Raw genomic sequence first — 23,429 nt, 5'->3', positions numbered from 1 at the left:
TTTGGAAGGCAATGCCAATTTATATGCTTTGCTGGCTGCGGGCTTTCCAGCCGACCGCGCCGCTGTGGCCATTGAAACGCCCACCCGTTCCTATAGTTGGAACGATATAGAGGAAATCAGTGCGCGGTACGGCAATTTGTTGCAAGCACTCGAGCTGCCTGCCGGTGCGCGTATTGCGGTTCAAGTCGAGAAATCGCCTGAAGCGCTGATGCTGTATCTGGCCAGTGTGCGCGCGGGGCTCGTGTATCTGCCTTTGAATACGGCGTATCGGGAATCGGAGGTGGAATACTTCCTGGCCGACGCCGAGCCGGCCGTGGTCGTTTGTGACAGCGCCAACCAGGAATGGGTGGATCGCCTGGCCGAAAAAACCGGCACCGCGAACGTCTACACCCTGGATAGCGACGGAACCGGCAGCTTGGCCGTGGCCGCCGCCAGCCAGCCCGGCGAATTTGTCACGGTGCGCAGCCTTCCGGATGATCTTGCCGCCATTCTTTATACATCGGGCACCACGGGACGCAGCAAGGGCGCCATGCTATCGCATCGCAACCTCTCGTCAAACGCTGAAGTTCTGCACAAGTATTGGGGCTGGCGCCCTGATGATGTGCTTTTGCACATGCTTCCCATTTTTCATGTCCATGGCTTGTTCGTCGCTTCGCATGGCGCCCTGTTGGCCGGAGCGCGCATGATCTGGCTGCCCAGGCTCGATATTGAGCAAGCATTGCATTACCTTCCCCGCAGCACCGTCATGATGGGGGTGCCCACTTACTATGTACGCCTGCTCAACGATGCCCGGTTCACACGGCAGCTTTGCGCCAACATGCGCTTGTTTATTTCCGGCTCTGCGCCCTTGCTCAAGGAAACCTTCGACGAGTTCAAGGCCCGTATCGGACAGCCCATACTTGAACGCTACGGTATGAGCGAAACCATCATGCTCACGTCCAATCCCTATGATTCTTCGCTGGGCGAACGAATCGGAGGGACCGTGGGACAGCCATTGCCAGGCGTAATGGTCCGCGTGGTCGACGATGCCGAACACGAACTCGGGGTCGGCGAAATTGGAAGCGTGCAGGTACGCGGCTCCAATGTTTTTTCGGGTTACTGGCGCATGCCGGAAAAGACCCGCGAAGAATTCACGTCTGATGGCTGGTTTCGCACAGGCGACGTCGGACGCTGGGGAGGCGACTCTGTGCCGGCAAATTATTTGTCGATAGTGGGCCGCAGCAAAGACCTGATCATATCCGGCGGCTTTAATGTCTATCCCAAGGAAATCGAATTGCTCATCGACGATATACCCGGCGTTGACGAGTCGGCGGTCATTGGCGTTGCTCATCCGGATTTTGGCGAGGCCGTGGTGGCTGTCGTAGTGCCCAAAGCCGGCGCCAAGCTGGATGCCGATGCCATGATGGCCGACCTGAAATCGCGACTGGCCAATTTCAAGGTGCCCAAACGTATTTATTTCACCGATCAACTGCCCCGCAACACGATGGGCAAAGTGCAGAAAAACGTGCTGCGCGATCAGTACGTATAATTTTCCTGGCTCGACGCCATGGAAGCTTTTTCAGGAGCTGGGCTCCCCGTGTACCGAGTGCCGGGGTTTATTTATTCAAACACAAAACAAGCTTACCGATAAAAAATCGGAAGAGGAGACATGATGAAGAAGAAAATTACTTATGCAGCAGTCGCTGCCTTATCAGCGCTGGCCATTACAGGTACTGCCCAGGCGGCATGGCCTGACCGTGCCATCACCATCGTCGTGCCGTTTCCCGCAGGCGGGGGAACCGACACGTTTGCACGGCCGCTGGCACAACAACTGGGCGAGCAGCTGGGGCAAAGCGTGGTAGTCGATAACAGGGGTGGCGCAGGCGGTACGCTGGGCGCCGGCGTTGCATCACGCGCCGCGCCTGACGGCTATACCTTCTTTATGGGCGGCGCCCATCACGTGGTCGCGCCGTCCATCTACAAGAAGCTCAGCTACGACATCCAGAAGGATTTCGAGCCTGTGGCCATGCTTGCGCAACCTCCTCAGGTGATCGTGGTCAATCCCACCAAACTTCCCGTCAAGACGGTCAAGGAACTCGTGGAACACGCCAAATCCAATCCGGGCAGCGTGAATTTCGGCTCGGCGGGTGTGGGCAGCACACACCACCTGGCCGGCGAGCTGTTTGCCCTGAAGAGCGGTGTCGAACTCACGCATGTTCCTTACCAGGGCGCGGGACCGATGCTGACGGGCCTGATTACCGGACAGGTAGACCTTGCTTTCGACGGCCTGGGTTCATCGGCTTCGCATATCCGGGCCGGGACCATACGTCCGCTGGCTGTCGCGGCGGCCAAGCGCTCGCCGTCACTGCCCGACGTCCCCACGGTAGCCGAGGCCGGCATTCCGGATTATGAAGTATCGACGTGGTATGCCATGTGGGCACCCAAGGGTACGCCGCAGGATGTTGTCAACAAAATGGCTTCGGAAATCACCAAGGCGCTGAATGCGCCTAAGGTCAAGGAGCTCTGGCTAAGCAACGGCAGCGCCACGCCGAATCTTACCGGCGCCGACTTCGGGAAATTCGTGGATAGCGAAATTGTCCGCTGGGCCGGTGTGGTCAAAGAATCTGGTGTGCAGAAACAATAAAAGCAGTCGCAGCAAGCAGGCGTGGATGGGGGCCGCATAGCGGCCCCAGTTCTATTAAAGATACGGGCTGGCCAGCCAGATAACCCTGTTTCGCAAGCGCTTGCGAAACGGAATGGCGGCCAATCCTTCCAGGGTCACCGCCTCGGCCTGTACGATTTCCTTGTCTATCATCATTTCAATGTCGCGCGCCGTGTCGCGGCTGTAGACCTCCATGTCCAGCTCGAAATTCAATCGCAGGCTGCGTGGATCCATGTTGGACGAGCCCACATAAGACCAGCATCCATCGATGGTGATGAGCTTGGAGTGATTGAAGTTTCCCGTCGTACGCCATACGCGGCAGCCATTTCGCACTACCTGGTCGAGCTGCGCGAACATGGCGTAGTTGACCAGTCGCAGGTTATTGCGGCCTGGAATCACGATATCCACCACGATGCCCCGGCGCGCCGCCGTATTGATGGCGCCAAGCAGTATCTGGTCGGGCAGGAAGTAGGGCGACTGTATGCGTATGTGATGCTGGGCCACGGCAAATGCGCCCAGAAGCATGTTGTGGGTGCCGACGATATAGCGGTCAGGACCGGAACGGATGCAGCGTGCCGGTACGCCCGGTGCGCCTGCTGGCCGCGTATCGCTGCACCACGTGTCGTACGGCAATGCTTCCCGGGTGGTGAATTTCCAGTCGTGGGCAAAAACACCCATCAGCTGCACGACAACAGGGCCTTCGACCTGGAAATGCGTATCGCCGGTCGTCTCGGCGCCTGCCACCTCGGTGACGAAACCGGCACGGATATTCATGCCGCCAGTAAAGCCGATACGCCCGTCCACGACCAGGATTTTCCGGTGACTTCGCAGGTTGGCATAGGGCATGCGCAGAAAGCCCAGGGGATTAGTCATGAACAAGGCGCAAGGTATGCCTTGCTTGCGCAAGCGCCGAATGATGGGCGGGTGGGAATACTTCGAACCGATGGCGTCGATCAAAACTCGTATTTCAACGCCGCGATCCCGCGCTTCTACCAACGCATCCACTATCTTGCGGCCTTCGCTGTCGTCATCAAAGATATAGCTCTGGAGCGCGATGGTTCTTTGCGCTCCCTGGATGGCCTCCAGCATGGCAGGATAGGTCTGGTCGCCGCCCAGCAATGTGCGGACATGGTTGCCGTCCAGAAGCGAGAAGTGGCTGACCCGGTCGCCAAGCACCTTGAGTGAGCGGAACTGCGGTGCGTCAATGGCGCTTATATCGGCCGCCGGCGCGCCAAGCACGCGGGAATAGTCATTCTCGGCCTTGTAGCGCTGTTCCGACATATGATCGTGGCGGATTCGATTAATTCCCGCAATCAGGTAGACCAAAGGCCCCAGCAGTGGCGACATCAGAATCACGCCGACCCAGCCGATTGCGGCCCGGACATCGTTTTTTGTCATGGCGGCGTGCACGGCAGCCGTGCCGCCCACGGCGAGGCTTAAAACGAATGCAAGATGCGGCCAATACTCCTGAAACGCGGACTGCAGTGTAGCCATATTCAACCCCCTATTCAGCCGCCAGTATATAGAAGACCGCTCAGGAATCCGGCGAATCAGGTCGTTGGCGCAGGCTTTCGTGCCAATGGGGATTGGGCGATTCTTGCAGGGCGTATTGCTGCGCGCGCGAGGGTGCTCGCCAGACGCCGCCGCCTATGCCCAGCTGAGGCTGCACGCTATACCAGAACCAGCGTCCATCTTCGTCCTGTGCCGCCCAGTTCCAGCCTGGCGGCGCGAGTGACCAATCGAGAGTTTGCGAAGGTATGGGCATGGCGTAATGATACGCGGTCAAAGGAAAGGGGTGGATGCAAAAAAGCCCACCGATTAGGGCGGGCTGGTTGTGCGGTGACATCAGGAATGCCTGTTGTCACCATTTTGGGCTTTCGCGTATGCCTCGAAAACCGCGTATTGGTTGGGGTGACCGATGGGGCTCGAACCCACGACAACCGGAATCACAATCCGGGACTCTACCAACTGAGCTACGGCCACCACCGTAAAGCTGCCATCAACAAAAAGTATAACACTTTTGAATTCATGGCTACGCCTTGGAGAGAACGAGATTCTAGCATGAAGTAAAGAAAATGTTTTAGGACGGGCGGGCGCTGCTATAAAAGAGCAACTACAGGTAACCAAGGCGGGTGGCCGTGACAGTCTGAAACGTTTCGCCCTTGCGGTGACATGGCATTCCTCTACGATAGGTACTCAGTAATCTTCAAAAAAGGATTTGACTGCCATGAAAACATCAAGCAAGACATTACTGCTCGCGGCCCTTATCGCTGTTCCGTTTACTGCGGTGCATGCCGCCGACGAAGCCTGGCTTCGGGCACAGAAAATAGACATACAGCCAACGCTCAAGATTACCGAGACCGAGATCCCTGCCGATTCCTCTGCAAGCTCTCCAAGCCCGTCGACCACCATGCCCGGTACGACAGGCACGCAGGCGCCGTCCACGTATCAGCCATCCATGCCTTCGACGACGTCGCCATCGTCATCGGGCGGCTACGCGCCGGCATCTCCATCCCCGTCGACGATGCCTTCGCAGGATCGGACGCCCGGCTACATCACCCCGGGGGTTAATTCCGGGGCGGGCGTGCAGCGCCAGTAAGCATTACAGGGACGCCGCGCTGAACGTGTCGCACTGCGCGGTGTCACCGCTTTTAAAGCCACGGGTGAACCAGCGCATGCGTTGTGCCGACGTGCCGTGGGTGAAGGAGTCAGGCACGACATGTCCTTGCGATTTCTGTTGCAGGCGATCGTCGCCAATGGCGCTGGCAGCGTCCAGGGCTTCCTGGATGTCACCTGCTTCAAGCGTGTTGCGCTGGGTATCAGAGTGATTCGCCCAAACACCGGCGAAACAATCCGCCTGCAATTCCACTCTTACTGACAGCTGGTTTGCCGCCGCCGTGGTGCTGCGCTGGCGCACTGGGGCGACCTGATCCGTAACCCCCAGCATGTGCTGTACGTGATGGGCGACCTCATGAGCAATCACATAGGCTTGTGCGAAATCGCCTGGAGACTGCAGTTCTTGTGCCATTTGCTGAAAGAAAGAAAGGTCCAGGTATACCTTGCTGTCGCCGGGGCAATAGAAAGGGCCCATGGCCGACTGGCCGGTGCCGCATGCGGTTGCCGTTGCGCCATTGAACAATACAAGCTTTGGTTGTTGGTAGCTTCCCCAGCCTTTTTGCTGAAACACGGCTCCCCAGACGTCTTCCGTATCGGCCAGTACTTTGGATACGAAACGCGTCTCTGCAGTGGGAACGGCAGGTTCGCCAGCGGTTGTGCTTTCCGTTTCCGGTCCGCCGACCGTTTGCAAGACAACGTTGGGATCGACACCGAAATAGATGGCCACGAGCGCCAGCACAATAGTGCCGATGCCGATCTTTCCTCGCCCACCGACAGACATCCGCCGACGGCCCCTGCGGTCTTCAACGTTTCGGCTCTCGCGGGAATTGTCCAGGCGCATGATGGTTCCTTTGTGTGTATCGGTTATAACGAAGACAAGTCGCTTTTTAAGGCGCCGGGCTTCCGGGCGCCGGGCATCCGGTCAATTCTATTGCCTATGGCGATACCGAACCGTAAACTCACTCTTCAAGAATGTTAGGATACGTTAAATGGCTCAATTATTCGTTGTACACCCCGAGAATCCCCAAGTTCGCTTGCTGAAACAGGCGGCTCAACTGCTGGCCGACGGTGGCCTGGTGGCCGTACCGACCGATTCCAGCTACGCCGTCGTGGCGCGGCTCGATGACAAGGCCGCGGCCGATGCCTTGCGTCGCCTGCGCGGGCTTGATGATCGGCATCACCTTACCTTGCTGTGCCGCGACCTTGCCGAAATCGGCCATTTTGCGCGTGTCGACAACCAGCAATATCGGCTGCTGAAGATGGCAACGCCAGGCCCCTGGACGTTCATTCTGGAAGCCACGCGTGAAGTTCCCCGCCGGGTTTCCCACCCATCGCGCAAGACGATAGGCATACGGGTTCCGAATCACCCGGTGACCCTAGCGCTTATCGAAGCGGCAGGGTCTCCGCTGATGTCCACGACGCTCATACCGCAGGACGAGGATGAGCCCTTGAACGATGCGCAGACCATTTTCGATCGTTATGGGAACCAGCTTTCGGCCGTGATTGACGGCGGATCATGTCCGTTGCAGCCGACGACGGTCATCGACCTGACGGCGGCAGTTCCCGAAGTCGTCAGGCGTGGCCAGGGCGACCTGTCCGCGCTGGGGCTGGACTGAACACCATATTGGTCGCTGACGCCCCAGTATCACCCGGCGCGCCTGCACTGAACGGCGCGCCAACCAGCGGAAATCTATGGAATCCCTGATACAGACTATTACTGTTTACGCCTTGCCTGTCCTGTTCGGGATCACATTGCACGAAGCCTCGCACGGCTATGTTGCGCGCATGTTTGGCGATCCCACGGCTTGGCAGGCGGGCCGCATCAGCTTGAACCCGGTGCGCCATATTGATCTTGTCGGCACTATTATCGTGCCGCTGGTGCTCTTGTTCAGCAGCAAGCTGATGGGCGGGGCGGGCCTGTTGTTTGGCTGGGCCAAGCCGGTGCCGGTAGACTGGAGCCGCTTGCGCCGTCCCAAGCGCGACATGCTGTGGGTGGCCCTGGCCGGTCCGGCGTCCAACCTGGTAATGGCCATTATCTGGGCAATCAGCCTGCGCATCCTGGCGGAAACCGGGGCCACGGCGGATGATTTCTGGGTAAAGATGACCATCGCCGGCATACAGGTAAATCTGGTTCTCATGGCCTTGAACCTGCTTCCATTGCCTCCGCTGGACGGCGGCCGTATTGTCTTCAGCCTGCTTCCCAGCCGCATGGCGTGGCAGTACTCTAAAGTCGAACCCTACGGCTTGCTCATCCTGATCGTGCTGATGTTCACCGGGGTGTTGTGGATCGTGCTGCAACCTTTGTTAGCACTTGGTCAGGGAATTGTTAATTGGTTCTTATGATTTGCGTTGCTTATCCGGTAAACTTGCGAGTTAATTCGGCAAGTTCACCGTTTTGGTGAGTTCCAGGAGACTCTTCGTATTATGGCAAGCACGGATTCCGCGATAGCGATCCTTCAGGGCAGCATGGTGGCCCTGGTTACACCCATGCATCCCGATGGCAGCCTCGATTTCGATGCCTACCGCAAGTTGATCGACTGGCATGCCGACCAGGGAACCGACGGCTTGGTCGTCGTTGGCACGTCGGGCGAATCGCCGACCGTCAGCGTCGATGAGCACGCCGAACTCATCAAGGTGGCCGTCGAGTATTCGGCGGGACGCCTGCCCGTCATTGCCGGTGTGGGCGGCAACTCCACCGCCGAAGCCATCGAGCTTTCGCGGCATGCCAAGGCGGTGGGCGCCGATGCCGGTTTGTCGGTGGTGCCGTACTACAACAAGCCCAGCCAGGAAGGCCTCTATCAGCACTTTCGCACCATTGCGGAAGCGGTCGATCTGCCCTCGGTGCTGTATAACGTGCCGGGCCGCACGGTGGCCGATATGTCGAACGACACCATCTTGCGCCTGGCGCAGGTGCCGGGCATTATCGGCGTCAAGGATGCCACGGGCGATATCGCCCGCGGGGCCTTGCTGGTGCGCGACGCACCCGCCAATTTCACCATTGTCAGCGGTGACGACGCGACGGCTGCAGCGCTGATGTTGCTGGGTGGACGCGGCAATATTTCCGTGACTGCCAATGTGGCGCCCAAGCTCATGCATCAGTTGTGCATGGCCGCTGTCCAGGGCAATGTCGCCCTGACCAGGCAGCTCAATGCCCAGTTGGGAACCCTGAACAAAATTCTGTTTGTCGAAGCCAACCCAATCCCGGTCAAATGGGCCGTCGCCCAAATGGGCCTGACCGAACTTGGCTATCGCTTACCCTTAACCTCACTGCATGAGCAATATCACAATGTGGTGCGCAACTCGTTGAAAGAAGTGGGCTTGATCTAAATGATAAATATGAGTATGAACAAACGCTGCGCCGGCTTGACGCTGGGGCTGGGCGTACTGTTGTTATCGGGTTGCTCTACCTGGAACCAGATGACGGGCAGCGAAGAATCTGTCGATTACAAAAGCACAGTCGCCGGCGACCCGCTAAGTATTCCGCCCGATCTCACACAGGCAAATCGCGATGCGCATTTCCGCGCCCCCGAAGGCTCGGCTACGCTAAGCGAGTACCAGCAAAGCCAGCGGGCTCAGCAAAGCAGTGGCGCGGCGGACCGCATCCTGCCGACCACCAGCGGCGTAAGCGTCATGCGCGACGGCGATCTGCGCTGGCTGACAATTGACAAGCCGGCAGAAGAAATTTATCCCAAGATTATCGATTTTTGGGGCGAACAGGGTTTCACGATTCACTCGCAGGATCCCCGCGCAGGCTTGATGGAAACTGATTGGGCTGAGAACCGCGCCAAGATTCCAGAGGGCTGGATCCGGAGCGCACTGGGTTCCATCATCGACCAAGTCTTTGACAGCGGCGAGCGCGAGCGTTTCCGCACCCGGGTCGAACGCGTCAACGGTAAGACGGAAGTCTATATCAGCCACCAGCAAATGGTCGAAACCCCCACCCCTGACGGCGCAGCCTTCAAATGGGTGTTTGGCAAGGAAGATCCAGGCCTGAATGCCGCCATGCTGGCGCGCCTCATGGTGTTCCTCGGAACCGATGTCCAGAGTGCACAGAACATGGTCGCCCAGGCCGAGAAAGGCACCGGCCAGGCGCAGGTCATCCAAGCGACGGAAGGGCAGGCGGCGCTGACGCTGGGCGAACCCTTTGACCGGGCATGGCGCCGCGTTGGCGTGGCCATTGATTCGGCCGGATTCGCCGTCGACGACCGTGACCGCTCGGCCGGCGACTATTTCATCCGTTACCTGGATAGCGATACGGGTGAAAAGATCGAGCAGCCCAACATTATTGGTCGCCTGTTCGGCGGCAAGAATACGGCTGCGGCGACACCCTACCGCATCCATGTGGCCGAGCAAGGTTCAACGTCTGTCGTTACCGTGCTCGATCAGAATGGCCAAGTCCAGGACACGGACACAGCCAAGCGCATTATCGGGGTGTTGTCGTCCCACATGACGTCCCAATAGGGCTCTGGGCACTAAGGCTGGCGCCAAACCACTGAAGTTTTGGCGCCAGTGCGGTGACCTCGCCTATCAGTAGCAGTGACGGCGACTTGAATCCATGTCGCCCGGCCTGCACTGTCAATTCTTCCAGTTTTCCATGCAGCACGCGCTGATCGCTGCGCGTGCCGTTTTCGATCAGCGCAAACGGGGTGTCAGGCGAACGCCCATGGGCCATCAACTGCCCGGGAAGCCAGTCCAGCTGACTGACGCCCATGTAGAACGCCAGCGTCTGGTTGGCCTGGGCCAATGATGCCCAATCTTCCTCTGTCGTATCCCTGCTGAACTGCGCGGTGGTCAGCCGCAAGGACTGTGCATGGTCGCGGTGCGTCAAGGGTATGCCTGCATACGCGGCGCACGCCATCGCGGCGGTGATGCCGGGTACGACTTCGTAGGCAATGTCGTGACTGCGCAGGTATTCAAGTTCTTCGCCGCCACGTCCGAATACGAAAGCGTCGCCGCCTTTCAGCCTGACCACATACTGGCCCGCATTGGCGTGTTCCCGCATAAGCTGGTGGATTCGGCCTTGCGTGGCATTGTGATCTTCGCCCGGGATTTTCCCGACGCAGATCTGCGTCGCATCACGGCGTGCCAGCTCGCGGATTTCTTCGCTTACCAATCGGTCGTAGAGAATGACGTCGGCTTCGTTCAATGCGCGCAACGCGTTCAATGTAAGCAGGCCCGGGTCGCCGGGACCCGCACCCACCAGAACGACCTTGCCCTTGGCAGCGCCGTGTTCGTGCTGCAGTTCGTCGACCAGCGCCTGCTCGGCGGCTTGCGGTTGTTGCTTGCGCAGGGCCGCTGCCACAGGCCCGTCCAGCAGCCAGTCATAGAACTCGCGCCGGCGGCGCATGTCGGGGAGCGCCAGGCGTATGGCCGGACGATGGCGGGCGGCCAACGCAACCAGCGTACCGAGGGAATGATCGAAGAGAGTCTCTATGCGTTCGCGCACCCGCCGCGCCAGCACCGGCGCATGTCCTGCCGACGAGATGGCAATCATCATTGGCGACCGGTCGACAATGGAGGGGACCTGGAAGGTAGAGAGCACCGGATCGTCGACGACGTTGATGAACAGCCGCTTTTCGTGGGCCAGCGCCGCGATGTGCCGGTTGGTGTCGCGGTTATCGGTGGCCGCAATAAGCAGCCAGATGTCTTCCAGCCATTCAGGCTGGAAGGGCAGGGCCAGGTGGTTGATCGTGCCATGCTCATGCAGTTGCTGGAGTTCCGGCGTGATCGCAGGCGAGCCAACGGTGACCTGCGCACCGGAGGCCAGCAGGCTTCTTACTTTTCGTTCTGCGACGTTGCCGCCGCCCACTACCAGCACACGCCGGCCTTTAAGGTCGGCAAACAAAGGAAATAATCTCATCAGGCTCAGGTTACGGCATCCAGGACTATAGGGGTGAGCCGTTGCGTGGGAGCCGGTATTACCTTGCTGCGTACGAGAAAGTCGCCGAATTTCTCATCGGTTTTGCGGTCTTTCGCGTATGCCGCGAACAAGGTGTCAAGCGTGCTCAGTATCTCGGGCTCGGCGATGTTCTCACGATACACGATGTTCAGCCGTTCGCCGATGAAGTCGGCGCCCAGTCGCAAGTCGTAGCGGCCCAATGCCCGACCGATCAAGGCGATCTCTCCAAGGTAGGGACGGGCGCAACCATTGGGACAGCCTGTAATGCGAAGCAGAATAGGGGCGTCGTCCAGCCCATGGGCGGCCAATAGCGTTTCCAGCTTAGTCAGCAATTCAGGCGCATAGCGTTCGCTTTCGGCCATTGCCAGGCCGCAGGTGGGCAAGGCAACGCACGAGAGGTGATGGCGGCGGATGCCGCTTTGGCGTACATAGCCATCCAATCCGTACTGGGCTACCAGCTTGTCGATGGCGTTACGGTCTTTTTGGGCGACATCGGCGATGACCAGGTTTTGATTACAGGTAAGGCGGAACTGGCCCTTGTGTACCTTCGCGATCTCGCGCACGCCGGTCTGCAATTGGCTGCCGCCGCTGTCCCACAGGCGCCCGGACTCGATGTACAGGCCAAGATGCCATTTTCCATCTTCGCCTTTGGACCAGCCGTAGCGATCGCCATTCTGATCGAAATGGTAGGGACGAACCGGCTGCAACGCGAATCCGATACGCTCTTCCAGCTGGGATTTGAACCAGTCCAGGCCTCGGTGGTCGATGGTGTATTTAAGCCGTGCATACTGGCGCTCGGCACGATTTCCGTAGTCGCGCTGCAGAGTGACTACCCCTTCCGCGACGGCAATCAATTGTTCCGGCGGTACGAAGCCGATCAGGCTGCCCAGGCGTGCATAAGTGGTATCGTCACCGTGGCTGGCGCCCATGCCGCCGCCTATGGCCACGTTGAAGCCGAGCAGCGTGCCGCCTTCGATAATGGCAATAAGTCCCAAGTCCTGGGCAAAGACATCGATGTCGTTGGTGGGCGGTATGGCAATGCCCATCTTGAACTTGCGCGGCAGGTAGGTGTCGCCATAGATGGGTTCTTCCTCCGGCTCGCCGGTGATCTTCTCGCCGTCCAGCCATATCTCGTGATAGGCGCGGGTTCGGGGTATGAAGTGGTCGGACAGCTTCTGCGTCCATTCCTGCACCAGTTTATGCTGGCTGGACAGTTGAGGATTGACTGAGCTTACGACCTGCCGGTTTACGTCGCCACAGGCGGCGATCGTGGTCGCCATGGCGTCATGGATGGCCTGCATGGTCGGCTTCAGATTACGCTTGATGACGCCATGCCACTGGAAGGTCTGCCGGGTGGTGATGCGCAAGCCGCGGCTGCAATAGTTGCGCGCCAGATCATCGAATGCCAGCCATTGGCCCGGGCTGATCACGCCGCCCGGCAGGCGTGCGCGAATCATGAAGGAATAGGCCGGCTCGAGCTTCTGTTTGCGCCGCTCGTCCCGGATATCGCGATCATCCTGCTGATAGCTGCCATGAAACTTCAGCAGTTTGGTGTCATCGTCGCTGATGGCGCCGGTGACGGGGTCATTCAATCCTTCTTCGATCGTGCCGCGCAGATGGCGACTATCGGCTTTGACCTGTTCCAGGTGCGAAAGGGTGTTGCTCATGAAAATCCTGTTTAGTAAACGTCGCGGGCGTAACAGCCTTGCGCCGCCAGATCATCCAGCCACTGCTTGGCCTGCACTTCGTCCAGTCCGCCTTCGTCCTGGGCAATGCGCAGCAGGGCCTGGTGAACGTCCCGGGCCATTTGGGTCGCATCGCCGCATACGTAAAGGTGTGCGCCACCCTGTATCCACTCATACAAGTCCGTGGCGCGTTCCAGCAGTTTGTGCTGGACATAGATCTTTTCGGTTTGGTCGCGCGAGAACGCCAGATCCAGGCGGTCCAGGTCGCCGTCCTGCAGCGCGCGCTGCCACTCTGTTTGATAGAGGAAGTCGGACGCGAAATTCGGGTTGCCGAAAAACAGCCAATTGCGGCCGCTGGCGCCATTGGCGCTACGTTCCTGCACGAAAGCGCGAAATGGCGCGATGCCGGTACCCGGTCCGATCATGATGACATCGCGGGAGGCGTCTGCGGGCAACCGGAAACGCGGGTTTTCTTCAATAAAGATCGGAAGCTTGTCGCCTTCGTCAAGCTCGCACAGGTAGCGGGACGCCACACCCCAGCGGCTCTCGCCCTGGTGTTCATACTCGACATTAGCCAGTGTGAGATGAACTTCTTCGTCAACGGCTGTCTGGCTGGAGGCGATGGAGTACATGCGCGGCGTCAGCGGTCGTAGTGCCTTGACCAGGCCGGGTGCCGTCCATTTGGCGGGGTATGTCTTCAATACATCGATGACTTGCCGTGTGCCAAGGAAGTCCCTTAATGCCTCAACAGAATCCGCCTGGAGCAGCGCCTGCAAATCATCGCTCTGCGCCAATTCGGCTTGGGCCACAAGAAAGGGCTTGGTCAATTGCGTCAGCTCGCGATGGTGTTTCAGCCATTCATTCAAACTGCGCGACACTTTATTGAACTCGACGGGCTCATCGGGATCGAGATTCAAGGTGGCAAGAATCGCATCGACCAGTACCTGGGATTGCGTTGGCCAGACGCCAAGCGCGTCGCCAGGTTGATAGTTCAGCTGCGACCCTTCGAGCGATATCTCCAGATGGCGCACATCCTTATTGCTGTCGCGTCCCGTTATGGGCTGGTTGAGCAGCAGCTCGGCAAGAAAGGGCTGATCGCGCGAAACAGGCGTTGCCTTGGGGTGCAGGGGGATGACACTGGCGCCAGCCGGTTCGGACTGTTTAAGGGCTTTCTGTGCCAGCGCGATGGTGGCTTCTTGCCAGGGTGACGCCACGGTCTCGATATCGAGGTCGGCGGTACCCAGATCGTGCAGGCGCTGAGCACCCAATTCGGCCAGCCGGGCGTCGAGATTCTGTGCAATGCCGCAGAAGAGGGGATAGCTGGAATCGCCTAGGCCAAGAACCGCGTATTTCAATTGAGGCAGCTTGGGGGCGCGCCGGCTGCTTAAAAATTCGACGAACGCCAGGGAATCATCAGGCGGTTCGCCTTCACCCTGCGTGCTCATGACGATGTACAGCAGGTGCTCGTCTTTCAGTTCGCGGGTGGGGTAACGATCGGCGCGCAGCAGGCGTGTACTGAGACCCAATGCACCGGTTCGCTCGGCGATGGATTCGGCAATGCGCTTGGCATTGCCCGTCTGGCTTCCGTACACGATGGTGAGCTGTCTTGCCGATTGTGTGTCGGCGACCGCCACGATAGACGGCGGGGCGCTGCGGCCTGACTGTTGCCTGCCTTGTGCGACACCGGCGAAATAGCCGGAAAGCCAGCTTAGGGCATTGGATTCAAGACCATCGGACAGTTCGACAAGGAGCTTATGTTTTGCTTCGGGTATATAAGAAGGGGCCAGCATGGCGTACTCGGAGAATGCATGTGCCCCCATTCTAGTTAGCCGGGCTTGAACGCCAAACGATTCGGTTCTTATTTCTAAATTACTTATAAGCTAATAAGAACGTATTCCAAAGGTCTTTGAAGCATATGATGCAGGTCGCGGCCTTGCCATCAGTCGTCTACCAGATGCAGCCAGCCTTCCTCGAGCCATTCGGTAAGGATGCGTCTTTCCTTTCGTTTCAGCTTGACGGCATCGTCGCTGGAGCACGGGAGCTCGCGCTCATCGGCCAGTCGCCGCAAGCGGGATGACGCGGGAACGGCGGCCACTTCGCCATTGATGAAAAGTTCCTTGCCGCGGTACATCACACGGCTGCAGCGATCAAGGACCAGTTTTCCCGAAGACGGAAGGCCAGCCGATAAATCAACGGTCTCGCTGCCGGGTTCGAAATAGGCGTTGGCCGGTATGTCGGTCAGCCACTGTCCCAGGAAACGCGCGGCAAGTGCTTCATCGAAACGCACTTTCTCGATCGCCTTGATTGCGGCCTTTAGCAACGTATCGGGGAGCGCCGCCGGTGTCGCGCTTGCCGCGACGCCTTTGTCTTTGAATGTACTCGATAGCGTTGGACCCGGAATGGTGGGATTGGCGTACAGGCCGCCCCGGTCGCCTAGATTTGCCAGGATCTGGTCGTTGGCGGCTTCCAGCATGCCGCAGGCCAGGGTCGCTTCGGTGGGGGCGCGAAAGCCGACGGAAATAGTCATGCAATCGCCCAGGGCCACGCCGTCATGTGCGGCATGCGGGGGCAGGTAAAGCATATCGCCCGGCTCAAGAACGAACTCTTCTTCAGCGACAAAGTTTTGCAGAATCTTCAATGGCAGGCCGGGCTGCAGCGTGAGGTCTTTTTGCTGGCTGATGCGCCAGCGGCGCTGGCCGTGCGCCTGCAGCAGGAAGACGTCATAGCTGTCGAAATGCGGTCCAACGCCGCCGCCGTCGGTGGCTATGCTTATCATGGCGTCGTCCAGACGCGCATCGGAAATGAAGCGAAATTGCCGCATCAGCGCCGCTGTTGCATCGTCGTGCAAATCAACGCTTTGCGCGAGCAGTGACCAGTTCGGCTTGCGGGCCGCCGGCAGGCGCTGGAAGGGGCCTGTCTTCATGTTCCAGCCATTCTCGTCCTGCCATATCAGCCGCGATTCAACTTCTTCCCGCTTGACCAATTGTTTGATATTGGCAATGGACAGGGAAGGCTTGAAGCCAGGGATGGCCTGGCGGATCAGCAGAGGCTTGCGCTGCCAATAATACTTCATGAAATCGGCGGGCGTAAGTCCGCCCAGGAGAGTGAGTGGCTGTTGGGGATTCATTAAGAGTAGTCTTTGCGCAAGCGGTAGAGGATGTCCAGGGCTTCACGTGGAGTGAGTTGATCGGGATCGATCGCGGCCAGTTCCGATTGTAGTGCCGAGTGTTCCTGTATGGTGGTGCCGGCGTTTTCTAGCGACAAGTCCTCTTGCGGTTGGTCGTCGTGGTCGGCCGCTGCGGAAAATAAATCCAGTTGCGGCGTGGGCGCCCCTTGCGCTTCCAGGCGGGAAAGCTCGCGGCTTGCATGGCGGATTACGGCAGCCGGGATACCGGCGCGCTGGGCAACCTGAATTCCATAACTGCGGCTGGCCGGACCGGCCTGGACCTCGTGCAGGAACACGATGCCTGACGACGATTCCGCCGCGGCCAGGTGTACATTGGCGGCCGCCGGCGCTTCGCCGGGCAGCCGCGTGATCTCGAAATAATGGGTGGCAAACAGCGTGAGAGCCTGGTTGTGGGTGAGCAGTCGATGGGCAATGGACCAGGCCAGGGCCAGGCCGTCATAGGTCGAGGTGCCGCGGCCTATCTCGTCCATCAATACCAGGCTTTGTGGCGTGCTACCCGCCAGGATGGCGGCGGCTTCGGTCATTTCCATCATAAAGGTGGAACGGCCGCCCGCGAGGTCGTCCGCGGCCCCGATGCGCGTGAATATCCGGTCTATCTGGCCGATGCGGGCTGTCGTGGCCGGCACGAAGCTGCCTGTCCTGGCGAGCAAGGCAATCAGGGCGATTTGACGCATATAGGTTGACTTGCCACCCATGTTGGGGCCGGTGATCAGTAACATCCGCCTTTGGGGGCCCAGCTCGCAATCGTTGGGCGTAAAGCGTTCTATGGAGTGCTCGACCACTGGATGGCGGCCGGCTTCGATCACGATTTCATTGCCTTGTGTCAGGTCGGGCGCTACCCAGCCGTTCAGCGCGGCATGTTCGGCCAATGCCGCGAGGGCATCGATTTCCGCCAAGGCGGACGCACATCCAGATAAAGCCGGTGCATGCACCATGAGCTCATCCAGCAGGTTCTCGAACAGCCATTTTTCGCGCGACAGGCTTCGGTCCTTCGCCGAAAGCACTTTGTCTTCCCAGGTTTTCAGCTCTGGAGTGATGTAGCGTTCGGCGCTTTTCAGGGTCTGGCGGCGGCGATAGTCCGCAGGCACCTTGTCGGATTGACCGCGGGAGACCTCTATATAGAAGCCGTGAACCCGATTGAACTCAACACGCAAATTGCTGATGCCCGTGCGTTCGCGCTCGCGTGCCTCCAGTTCGAGCAGGAATTCGCCGCTGTCGCTGGCAAGGCGGCGCAAGGTATCGAGCTCTTCATCGTAGCCCGGTGCGATAACGCCGCCTTCACGTATCATCAAGGCCGGTTCCGGTGCAACGGCGTGGTGCAATAGTGCTGCGATCGCCGCATCGATGTTTATACGTTGGCTATACGGAAGCAATGTCGATTCGGCGTTGAAGCAAAGCCTCAGGTGTTCCGCAACGGCCGGCAGCAATGCCAGCGCTTCCCGAAGACTGGCAAGCTCTCGCGGCCGTACCGAGCGCAATGCGATACGCGTGGCAATACGTTCCAGGTCGGGGTAGCGGTCCAGCATCTGGCGCAGCGAGGAAAGAGGCGCTTCCGCATCAAGCCTGTCCTGCCTGGGTGCCGACAGGAACACGGAGATGACGTGCTGGCGCGCCAGGGCGGCGTCATTGTCGCGCAGCGGGTTGTGCAGCCACCGGCGCAGCAGTCGGCTGCCCATGGGGGTCTCGCAATGGTCCAGTGTCGAGAAAAGCGTGGGACTGCTTTCGCCGCTGATTGTCTCGGTAATCTCGAGGTTCTTGCGGGTGACGGGGTCCAGCACGACATATTCCCCGCCATGGTCCACCTGTATGGCTTGTATGTGTGACAGCGATTGCGACTGGGTGCGACTGACATAGCGCAGCAGGGCGCCGGCGGCGCAACTGGCCGTCGGCAGATCGGACAGCCCGAAGCTGGCCAATGAGTCGACCGCAAAGTGTCGCTGCAGTACATCGCGCGCGCCGTCTGCTTCAAAGTGCCAGTCGGGGATGGCGCTGATGGCAATGCCATTGCCCGCGTCTATTCGCGCGCTTTCGGCACAGACCAGTTCGGCAGGGGCGATGCGGTGCAACTCGGTGTCGAGCATGTCGCGCGTACATTCGCCGACCTTGAACTCGCCATTGGCAAGATTCATCCAGGCCAGTCCTGCGCGCTCGACTTTATTCGCCTTTGCAATCCAGACGGCGGCGATCATGCGATCGGCTTTTGCCGGCAGCAGGGCCTCATCGGTCAGGGTGCCCGGCGTGACGATACGCACGATCTTGCGCTCGACCGGCCCCTTACTGGCCGCCGGATCGCCGATCTGCTCGCAGATGGCAACCGATACGCCCTGCGCCACGAGCCTTGCAAGGTAGCCCTCCATGGCATGAAAGGGAACTCCTGCCATGGGTATGGGCGCACCATTGGAGGTTCCGCGCTTGGTCAACGTGAGGTTAAGCAGCCGGGCGCCGCGCTCTGCGTCACCGTAGAACATCTCGTAGAAATCGCCCATGCGGTAGAACAACAGATGCGAACCCGCCTCGGCTTTCAGACGGTGGAATTGCTGCATCATGGGGGTGTGGTTTTCTGCCTTTCCGGAATTGCTCATTTTTCAGCCAAAAATTCCGTGAGTTGTCGGATTTTCATATAAAAACTCAATTTGTGGGTGCCTTAGCGTATCGGTTTTATCCTCGAGACCAAAACTATGGGTTCCTACAGGTTCAAAACGCTAGACGACATATTACGCTATGCCCTTCCTATGACGGGCCCTTCCTGGAAACCTAGCACGCTAGTCAGAAGGGCTTTGGGTACGCATCATGAGACCTATGTGTCTTAAGCATGAGCTGATGTGAAACATGTCCTACTTGAATAGGATATTTAGTTCTATTAAAATAGGACTTCTTGGGCCCTAAGTAAAACAGGAGGGTATATGCTTCAAACTTTACGCAAAGCGGGCGGCTCGCTCGTGATGACCGTCCCCAAGGCGTTTGTTGAGCAGAACGGTCTCGGCGAAGGTTCTCAGGTCGAACTTCATCTTCAGGGAAAGAAGATGACTGTCGAGGCGCCAATCCGTCCGCACTATAAGTTGGTCGACCTGATGGCAGAAATGTCTGAAGGGCTGCCTCGTGTCGAGGGCTGGGAGGAAATGCCCACAGTTGGGCTGGAGAACGGCTGATGGCGTATGTGCCCAGCCGTGGCGACATCGTACATCTCGATTTCGACCCTTCCTCAGGTCGAGAGATGCAAGGGCCGCACTTCGGTCTTGTGCTGAGTGGCAAGGTCTTTAACCAACAAGGGTTGGCGATGATTTGTCCGATTTCGCAGGGGGCTGCTGCGGCCGCCCGAACTTACGGAACGGTGGTCACGCTGATGGGAGTGGGTACGGATACTCAGGGTGCTGTGCACTGTCATCAGTTGAAGTCGCTGGATTGGCGTGCACGCAAAGTGCGCCTCAAGGAAACCGTACCGCAGTCTATCGTCGATGAGGCCCTGGCCAGAATCGAAGCCATTCTGTTTGAGTGACGAGGCATAGACGGGCGCCGTTTTCTTTCTCCCTTATCGTCATTTCTCAGGCGTCCAGCATGTACCATTCAGGCTTTTGCAGCCTATTTTCAGAAATAAGTGGAGAATCTCGAAATTGAATTTATATAGTCAAGATTAGTTGATTCTGGGCGAAGGAATTAATCCTGCCGCCGGCGTGTTTTCGGGCCAATAATAGTCATCACCGTAGATGCGTCCGCCGAAGATGGCCGTGCCGATACGCACCTCGGTCGAGCCTTCTTCAATGGCAATCTCGAAGTCGCCACTCATGCCCATGGACAGCCGTCCCAGTTCCACGCCATCAATACCTTCGTGCTGCGTACGGTCGCGCAATTCGCGCAGGGTACGGAAGCACGCGCGAACCGCATCCTGGCTCTCGACATTGATGGCCATGGTCATCAGGCCGCGCACGCGCAGGGTAGGGGTGTCACGGGCAATGCTGCGCAGGAATGCGGGCAGCTCGTCTGGCGGTAATCCGTATTTGCTGGGCTCGCTCGATGTCTTGACTTGCACCAGTACGTCTATGGCGCGTCCTTCTTGTTGCAGGCGCTTGTCCAGCGCGACGGCCAGCTCCATACGGTCCAGCGACTGTACTTCTGCAGCCAGGCGCGCCACGTCTTTCGCCTTGTTGGTTTGCAGGTGGCCGATCATGATCCAGTCGATATTGCAATCGGCCAGGCCTTCGTATTTCGTCCGGATCTCCTGCACCTTGTTCTCACCAAATCGGTGCACTCCCAGACGCACGGCTTCACGTATTGCTTCTTCGCCAAAGGTCTTGCTGACCGGCAGCAGCGCAACGGAATCAGGGGGACGGCCGGCGCGAAGCGCGGCCGCACGGATGCGGTCTGTGACGTGAGCAAGGCGGTCGGCAATAGAGCTTTCGTCGGTCATGTTGGCATACCCTGAAATGATTGCCGCCCTGTCGGCCAGGGCGGCGAATAAGCGGTCATGCCATTGTAGACCGCTAGCGGGGAGACATGAGCGACTGGTGTACCTGTGCAGTGATCTCGTAGGAACGTAGCCGCGCCGCGTGATCAAACATGTTCGATGTAATCATCAACTCATCGGCGCCGGTTTTGTCCAGGAAGGCCTTGAGCTGGACCGCGACGGTGTCGGGCGCGCCGATCGCAGAACACGAAAGCACGTGCTGCAACAGTTCCTGCGCTTGCGGCCCGATCTTGTCCAGGTATCCCTTTTCAGGAGGAGGAAGCCGGGAAGGGCGGCCACTGCGCAGATTGACAAACGACTGCTGCCACGATGTCGCGAGAAACTGGGCCTGCTCGTCGGTATCGGCGGCGAACACGTTGAACCCCAGCATCACGTAAGGCTTCTGCAAGTGTTCCGATGGCTTGAACGTGCTGCGATACAACTGAATGGCCTGCATCATCTGCTGTGGCGCGAAATGCGAAGCGAAGGCGTAGGGCAGGCCCAGTGCAGCGGCCAGTTGCGCGCCAAAAAGGCTGGAACCGAGTATCCAGAGAGGAACGTTCAAGCCTTTACCCGGCACCGCGTGCACGGCTTGCCGTGGCTCATCTGAAAAGTAGTCCATCAGCTCGACCACGTCGCGCGGGAATTCGTCCGCGTCGGAAGCGAGGTTGCGGCGCAAGGCGCGGGCGGTGGTCTGGTCCGAGCCGGGAGCACGGCCCAATCCAAGATCGATACGCCCTGGAAAGAGTGATTCGAGCGTGCCAAACTGTTCCGCAATCACCAGCGGCGAGTGGTTCGGCAGCATGATGCCGCCTGCGCCTACACGTATGGTGGATGTGCCGGCCGCTACGTGGCCGATGAGTACAGCGGTTGCCGCGCTGGCTATGCCGGGCATTCCGTGATGTTCCGCCATCCAGTAGCGGTTATAGCCCCATCGCTCGCCATGCTGGGCGATGTCCAAGGTATGGCGGAAAGATTCGGCGGCATTGCTGCCTTCGGTGATCGGCGAAAGGTCGAGTATGGAAAATGGAGTCATTTTGAACAGATGGGGCTGCCCCGCAGGAAATCAATGCCTGCTGTTCAAAATCGTCCGGATCGCGCGCCGACCCGGGCGCCGACTACCATTTCCGTGATCCAGCTGATCAGGATGGACGTGTAGGCTTGCTGGCATGCTTTTTCCGACAAGGCGTGATCCGCTCCGTCGACCACCCGGTGCGTTAGCGAGTGGGAATTGCGAAACGCGGCGCGGTAACTCATGATGGTGGCATGCGGCACAAGGTGGTCATGTTCGGATTCCACCAGCAGGACGTCACCCTTGAAGCCCGCGCACGCTGCAAGGGCCCGGTTTTCTTCAGGAGTAACCGGCGCGCCCCTGTACACGGCGAGATCTTCACGATTCAATTGACGCTTGGGCAAAGACCATTCGGCATCGCGGTACAAAGAAGGAACGCGTAGCGATAACCACTTCACCGGCCGCATTGTTGTCAGGATGGTGGACAGATAGCCGCCGTAGCTCGTGCTCACTACGGCGATCGACGACGTGTCGATGGCGGGATGCTGCGCCAGCCTATCGTAGGCCGCAATGATGTCACGCAGGTTATCTTCGCGGGTGACGGTCTGTTGGCGTTCCGAACCTTTTTCATGGCCGCGCAAGTCGAACGTCAGGCACACGCAGCCCAGTCCTGCTATGCCGCGCGCGCGGTCCAAGTCGCGTTCCTGGCTACCGCCCCAGCCGTGCACGAACAGCACGCCCGGCACCTTGGATTGGGGGGCCAGGAATGTACCGGCAACGTGCTCGTCGTCGACCACTATCTCTACAGAAGCGCTGCTAGTTCCCATAGGGTTCCACCGTTACGTATTTTCTTATCAGGCCGAGGTCCTTGTCCTCGCCTCGATACACTTCGATTGCAGTGGGAGGCGGCTCGGCTTTTTCGCCAAAAATTTCGATCGTGCTCGCACGGACTTGCTGGAGGTCCGGGTCTGCCTGGAAAGCCTCGAGAGCCGCGATCTCGGCGCTGCTGGCCCCGCCGGAACGCCACGATTGTTCCAGCACCCCGATACGCAGCTTGCCTTGCGCATCCATGCCTCCCGCAATATCGTAATTGCGCCGGGAAGCGATTAAACCGGCAAAGCAATCCGACGCCGCCCGATCGTACATTTCGGCCTTGGCGATGGCACTACGAAAATCGTCGGGTATATCCAGGCTCTGCAGGGCGCCAAAATCGCCCCGCCGGATAATAAGATCCGATCCACCGTACACCGATACACCATGGTTGTCGGTCGTCAACCGCTGGGTGCCCACATAGCTGGCAACCATGTTAGCCACGCGGACCTGGCCGACGCTGTATGTTTTTACGTCATCGAGATGCTCTTCAAGCACCACACCGCAGTCGGACAGGCGGACCGTGTTGAGCTCATGCAATGCTTGGTCCAGCTCGCTGGCATTCGAAACCAGCACTTGCCCGCGTCCGGCGGTCGCGTGCACGGGTTTTACGCGCAGCACGCCATGGTTCAGCAATTCCAGGCCGGCCTGTCGTGCGTCTTCCAGTGTAAAACTGGTGTATCCCTGCAGGACCACATCCCTGACGCGTCGACCGAAATCGCGCGACCATCCTTGTGGGGCATAGGCATTGTCTGCCAGCAAAGGATGAGTGATGGCCTTGGTCGGGATGAATGCGTGGGGCGCGACGCCGCCAAAAATATCCGTCTCGGCCGCTATGCCCAAGTCGCGAGCTGCCGCGATGCCAATGAGTGTGTCGCTTGGAAGAAAGTACCGCCGACCCGAGTAGGCTTTTGTGGAATCGTACTGCCCTTCAAATTCAAGCCCCAGCAAACGCGCAATGCGTTTGCCGAGTTCAAAATGGACTGCCCTATCATGCTGTGGCTCATGGTCGCGTGCCGCATAAACCAGTACAGCTCCGCCCTTTGCGTCGGGTAAATCATGACGTGGACCCATATGC

General features: G+C 58.9%; 21 protein-coding genes and 1 tRNA gene. 9 read left to right on the top strand and 13 right to left on the bottom strand.

Annotated features, from left to right (window positions below):
- Nucleotide 1 precedes the first annotated feature (1 nt).
- Together CR159_RS03655 and CR159_RS03650 are read left to right on the top strand one after the other, a co-directional pair.
- Entirely contained in the window at nt 2–1,528 is a 1,527-nt protein-coding gene (locus CR159_RS03655) for a malonate--CoA ligase (RefSeq protein WP_102072647.1), read from the top strand.
- A gap of 123 nt (nt 1,529–1,651) precedes the next feature.
- A complete protein-coding gene (locus CR159_RS03650) occupies nt 1,652–2,623 on the top strand; it encodes a Bug family tripartite tricarboxylate transporter substrate binding protein (RefSeq protein WP_102072646.1) in 972 nt (323 codons plus the stop codon).
- 54 nt (nt 2,624–2,677) lie between these two features.
- On the opposite strand, the gene CR159_RS03645 is transcribed toward CR159_RS03650, so the two are convergent.
- From CR159_RS03645 to CR159_RS03635, 3 genes are all read right to left on the bottom strand, one after another.
- The gene (locus CR159_RS03645) at nt 2,678–4,135 is read right to left on the bottom strand and encodes a phospholipase D-like domain-containing protein (protein ID WP_102072645.1); all 1,458 of its coding nucleotides are present in this window, start codon (nt 4,133–4,135) and stop codon (nt 2,678–2,680) included.
- A 40-nt stretch (nt 4,136–4,175) separates the two neighbouring features.
- Nucleotides 4,176–4,487, bottom strand: coding sequence for a hypothetical protein (locus tag CR159_RS03640; RefSeq protein WP_233208161.1), 312 nt, complete (start codon nt 4,485–4,487; stop codon nt 4,176–4,178).
- 61 nt (nt 4,488–4,548) lie between these two features.
- A tRNA-His gene (locus CR159_RS03635) sits at nt 4,549–4,624 on the bottom strand.
- Nucleotides 4,625–4,868: 244 nt separating this feature from the next.
- On the opposite strand from CR159_RS03635, the gene CR159_RS03630 reads away from it, so the two are divergent.
- A complete protein-coding gene (locus tag CR159_RS03630) occupies nt 4,869–5,240 on the top strand; it encodes a hypothetical protein (protein WP_102072644.1) in 372 nt (123 codons plus the stop codon).
- 3 nt (nt 5,241–5,243) lie between these two features.
- Here CR159_RS03630 and ypfJ read toward each other — a convergent pair whose 3' ends face one another.
- Complete coding sequence (gene ypfJ / locus CR159_RS03625) at nt 5,244–6,098, bottom strand: KPN_02809 family neutral zinc metallopeptidase (protein ID WP_102072643.1); 855 nt, start codon at nt 6,096–6,098, stop codon at nt 5,244–5,246.
- Between the two features lie 148 nt (nt 6,099–6,246).
- Here ypfJ and CR159_RS03620 point away from each other — a divergent pair, with 148 nt between their 5' ends.
- From CR159_RS03620 to bamC, 4 genes are all read left to right on the top strand, one after another.
- A complete protein-coding gene (locus tag CR159_RS03620; RefSeq protein WP_102072642.1) occupies nt 6,247–6,873 on the top strand; it encodes an L-threonylcarbamoyladenylate synthase in 627 nt (208 codons plus the stop codon).
- A 76-nt stretch (nt 6,874–6,949) separates the two neighbouring features.
- Nucleotides 6,950–7,600 carry a site-2 protease family protein gene (locus tag CR159_RS03615; protein WP_102072641.1) on the top strand — a complete coding sequence of 217 codons (651 nt, stop codon included), beginning with the start codon at nt 6,950–6,952 and terminating at the stop codon, nt 7,598–7,600.
- A gap of 81 nt (nt 7,601–7,681) precedes the next feature.
- Nucleotides 7,682–8,584, top strand: a complete 903-nt coding sequence (gene dapA, locus CR159_RS03610) for a 4-hydroxy-tetrahydrodipicolinate synthase (protein WP_102072640.1) — start codon at nt 7,682–7,684, stop codon at nt 8,582–8,584.
- A gap of 9 nt (nt 8,585–8,593) precedes the next feature.
- Nucleotides 8,594–9,718 (top strand): NlpB/DapX family lipoprotein, encoded by a 1,125-nt coding sequence (gene bamC, locus CR159_RS03605; RefSeq protein ID WP_233208160.1) that lies wholly within the window; start codon nt 8,594–8,596, stop codon nt 9,716–9,718.
- Here the strand turns inward: bamC and cysG are convergent.
- The 5 genes from cysG to mutS form a co-directional block, all read right to left on the bottom strand.
- Complete coding sequence (gene cysG, locus CR159_RS03600; protein WP_102072638.1) at nt 9,681–11,117, bottom strand: siroheme synthase CysG; 1,437 nt, start codon at nt 11,115–11,117, stop codon at nt 9,681–9,683. The two genes, bamC and cysG, sit on opposite strands and share 38 nt — an antisense overlap.
- A 5-nt stretch (nt 11,118–11,122) precedes the next feature.
- Nucleotides 11,123–12,823, bottom strand: coding sequence for an assimilatory sulfite reductase (NADPH) hemoprotein subunit (gene cysI, locus CR159_RS03595; protein WP_102072637.1), 1,701 nt, complete (start codon nt 12,821–12,823; stop codon nt 11,123–11,125).
- An 11-nt stretch (nt 12,824–12,834) separates the two neighbouring features.
- The gene (locus CR159_RS03590; protein WP_233208159.1) at nt 12,835–14,661 is read right to left on the bottom strand and encodes an assimilatory sulfite reductase (NADPH) flavoprotein subunit; all 1,827 of its coding nucleotides are present in this window, start codon (nt 14,659–14,661) and stop codon (nt 12,835–12,837) included.
- A 119-nt stretch (nt 14,662–14,780) separates the two neighbouring features.
- Nucleotides 14,781–15,968, bottom strand: coding sequence for a cupin domain-containing protein (locus tag CR159_RS03585; RefSeq protein WP_102072636.1), 1,188 nt, complete (start codon nt 15,966–15,968; stop codon nt 14,781–14,783).
- Nucleotides 15,968–18,610 carry a DNA mismatch repair protein MutS gene (gene mutS, locus CR159_RS03580; protein ID WP_233208158.1) on the bottom strand — a complete coding sequence of 881 codons (2,643 nt, stop codon included), beginning with the start codon at nt 18,608–18,610 and terminating at the stop codon, nt 15,968–15,970. The genes CR159_RS03585 and mutS overlap by 1 nt, the downstream gene beginning before the upstream one ends.
- 321 nt (nt 18,611–18,931) lie before the next feature.
- Between mutS and CR159_RS03575 the strand changes: the two genes are divergently transcribed.
- Together CR159_RS03575 and CR159_RS03570 are read left to right on the top strand one after the other, a co-directional pair.
- The gene (locus CR159_RS03575) at nt 18,932–19,177 is read left to right on the top strand and encodes an AbrB/MazE/SpoVT family DNA-binding domain-containing protein (RefSeq protein ID WP_102072635.1); all 246 of its coding nucleotides are present in this window, start codon (nt 18,932–18,934) and stop codon (nt 19,175–19,177) included.
- Nucleotides 19,177–19,524: a type II toxin-antitoxin system PemK/MazF family toxin gene (locus CR159_RS03570; RefSeq protein ID WP_102072634.1), complete on the top strand. Its 348-nt coding sequence runs from the start codon at nt 19,177–19,179 to the stop codon at nt 19,522–19,524. The genes CR159_RS03575 and CR159_RS03570 overlap by 1 nt, the downstream gene beginning before the upstream one ends.
- A 135-nt stretch (nt 19,525–19,659) precedes the next feature.
- Here CR159_RS03570 and CR159_RS03565 read toward each other — a convergent pair whose 3' ends face one another.
- The 4 genes from CR159_RS03565 to CR159_RS03550 form a co-directional block, all read right to left on the bottom strand.
- Entirely contained in the window at nt 19,660–20,433 is a 774-nt protein-coding gene (locus CR159_RS03565; protein WP_102072633.1) for a YggS family pyridoxal phosphate-dependent enzyme, read from the bottom strand.
- 73 nt (nt 20,434–20,506) lie between these two features.
- A complete protein-coding gene (locus tag CR159_RS03560) occupies nt 20,507–21,505 on the bottom strand; it encodes an LLM class flavin-dependent oxidoreductase (protein WP_102072632.1) in 999 nt (332 codons plus the stop codon).
- A gap of 44 nt (nt 21,506–21,549) precedes the next feature.
- A complete protein-coding gene (locus CR159_RS03555; protein ID WP_102072631.1) occupies nt 21,550–22,308 on the bottom strand; it encodes an alpha/beta hydrolase family protein in 759 nt (252 codons plus the stop codon).
- Nucleotides 22,298–23,425: a DUF3182 family protein gene (locus tag CR159_RS03550; protein WP_102072630.1), complete on the bottom strand. Its 1,128-nt coding sequence runs from the start codon at nt 23,423–23,425 to the stop codon at nt 22,298–22,300. The genes CR159_RS03555 and CR159_RS03550 overlap by 11 nt, the downstream gene beginning before the upstream one ends.
- Nucleotides 23,426–23,429 lie beyond the last annotated feature (4 nt).

The organism is Pollutimonas subterranea (assembly GCF_002849655.1).
In the GTDB taxonomy this organism is placed as follows: domain Bacteria; phylum Pseudomonadota; class Gammaproteobacteria; order Burkholderiales; family Burkholderiaceae_B; genus Pollutimonas; species Pollutimonas subterranea.
This window is presented reverse-complemented; position numbering and strand designations above follow the sequence as displayed.

What these genes read in the sequence shown, in the direction of transcription:
- CR159_RS03650 (WP_102072646.1), top strand. Translation starts at nt 1,652, where the DNA reads ATGAAGAAGAAAATTACTTATGCAGCAGTCGCTGCCTTATCAGCGCTG.
- CR159_RS03645 (WP_102072645.1), bottom strand. Translation starts at nt 4,135, where the DNA reads ATGGCTACACTGCAGTCCGCGTTTCAGGAGTATTGGCCGCATCTTGCA.
- CR159_RS03640 (WP_233208161.1), bottom strand. Translation starts at nt 4,487, where the DNA reads ATGTCACCGCACAACCAGCCCGCCCTAATCGGTGGGCTTTTTTGCATC.
- CR159_RS03630 (WP_102072644.1), top strand. Translation starts at nt 4,869, where the DNA reads ATGAAAACATCAAGCAAGACATTACTGCTCGCGGCCCTTATCGCTGTT.
- ypfJ (WP_102072643.1), bottom strand. Translation starts at nt 6,098, where the DNA reads ATGCGCCTGGACAATTCCCGCGAGAGCCGAAACGTTGAAGACCGCAGG.
- CR159_RS03620 (WP_102072642.1), top strand. Translation starts at nt 6,247, where the DNA reads ATGGCTCAATTATTCGTTGTACACCCCGAGAATCCCCAAGTTCGCTTG.
- CR159_RS03615 (WP_102072641.1), top strand. Translation starts at nt 6,950, where the DNA reads ATGGAATCCCTGATACAGACTATTACTGTTTACGCCTTGCCTGTCCTG.
- dapA (WP_102072640.1), top strand. Translation starts at nt 7,682, where the DNA reads ATGGCAAGCACGGATTCCGCGATAGCGATCCTTCAGGGCAGCATGGTG.
- bamC (WP_233208160.1), top strand. Translation starts at nt 8,594, where the DNA reads ATGAGTATGAACAAACGCTGCGCCGGCTTGACGCTGGGGCTGGGCGTA.
- cysG (WP_102072638.1), bottom strand. Translation starts at nt 11,117, where the DNA reads ATGAGATTATTTCCTTTGTTTGCCGACCTTAAAGGCCGGCGTGTGCTG.
- cysI (WP_102072637.1), bottom strand. Translation starts at nt 12,823, where the DNA reads ATGAGCAACACCCTTTCGCACCTGGAACAGGTCAAAGCCGATAGTCGC.
- CR159_RS03590 (WP_233208159.1), bottom strand. Translation starts at nt 14,661, where the DNA reads ATGGGGGCACATGCATTCTCCGAGTACGCCATGCTGGCCCCTTCTTAT.
- CR159_RS03585 (WP_102072636.1), bottom strand. Translation starts at nt 15,968, where the DNA reads ATGAATCCCCAACAGCCACTCACTCTCCTGGGCGGACTTACGCCCGCC.
- mutS (WP_233208158.1), bottom strand. Translation starts at nt 18,610, where the DNA reads ATGAGCAATTCCGGAAAGGCAGAAAACCACACCCCCATGATGCAGCAA.
- CR159_RS03575 (WP_102072635.1), top strand. Translation starts at nt 18,932, where the DNA reads ATGCTTCAAACTTTACGCAAAGCGGGCGGCTCGCTCGTGATGACCGTC.
- CR159_RS03570 (WP_102072634.1), top strand. Translation starts at nt 19,177, where the DNA reads ATGGCGTATGTGCCCAGCCGTGGCGACATCGTACATCTCGATTTCGAC.
- CR159_RS03565 (WP_102072633.1), bottom strand. Translation starts at nt 20,433, where the DNA reads ATGACCGACGAAAGCTCTATTGCCGACCGCCTTGCTCACGTCACAGAC.
- CR159_RS03560 (WP_102072632.1), bottom strand. Translation starts at nt 21,505, where the DNA reads ATGACTCCATTTTCCATACTCGACCTTTCGCCGATCACCGAAGGCAGC.
- CR159_RS03555 (WP_102072631.1), bottom strand. Translation starts at nt 22,308, where the DNA reads ATGGGAACTAGCAGCGCTTCTGTAGAGATAGTGGTCGACGACGAGCAC.
- CR159_RS03550 (WP_102072630.1), bottom strand. Translation starts at nt 23,425, where the DNA reads ATGGGTCCACGTCATGATTTACCCGACGCAAAGGGCGGAGCTGTACTG.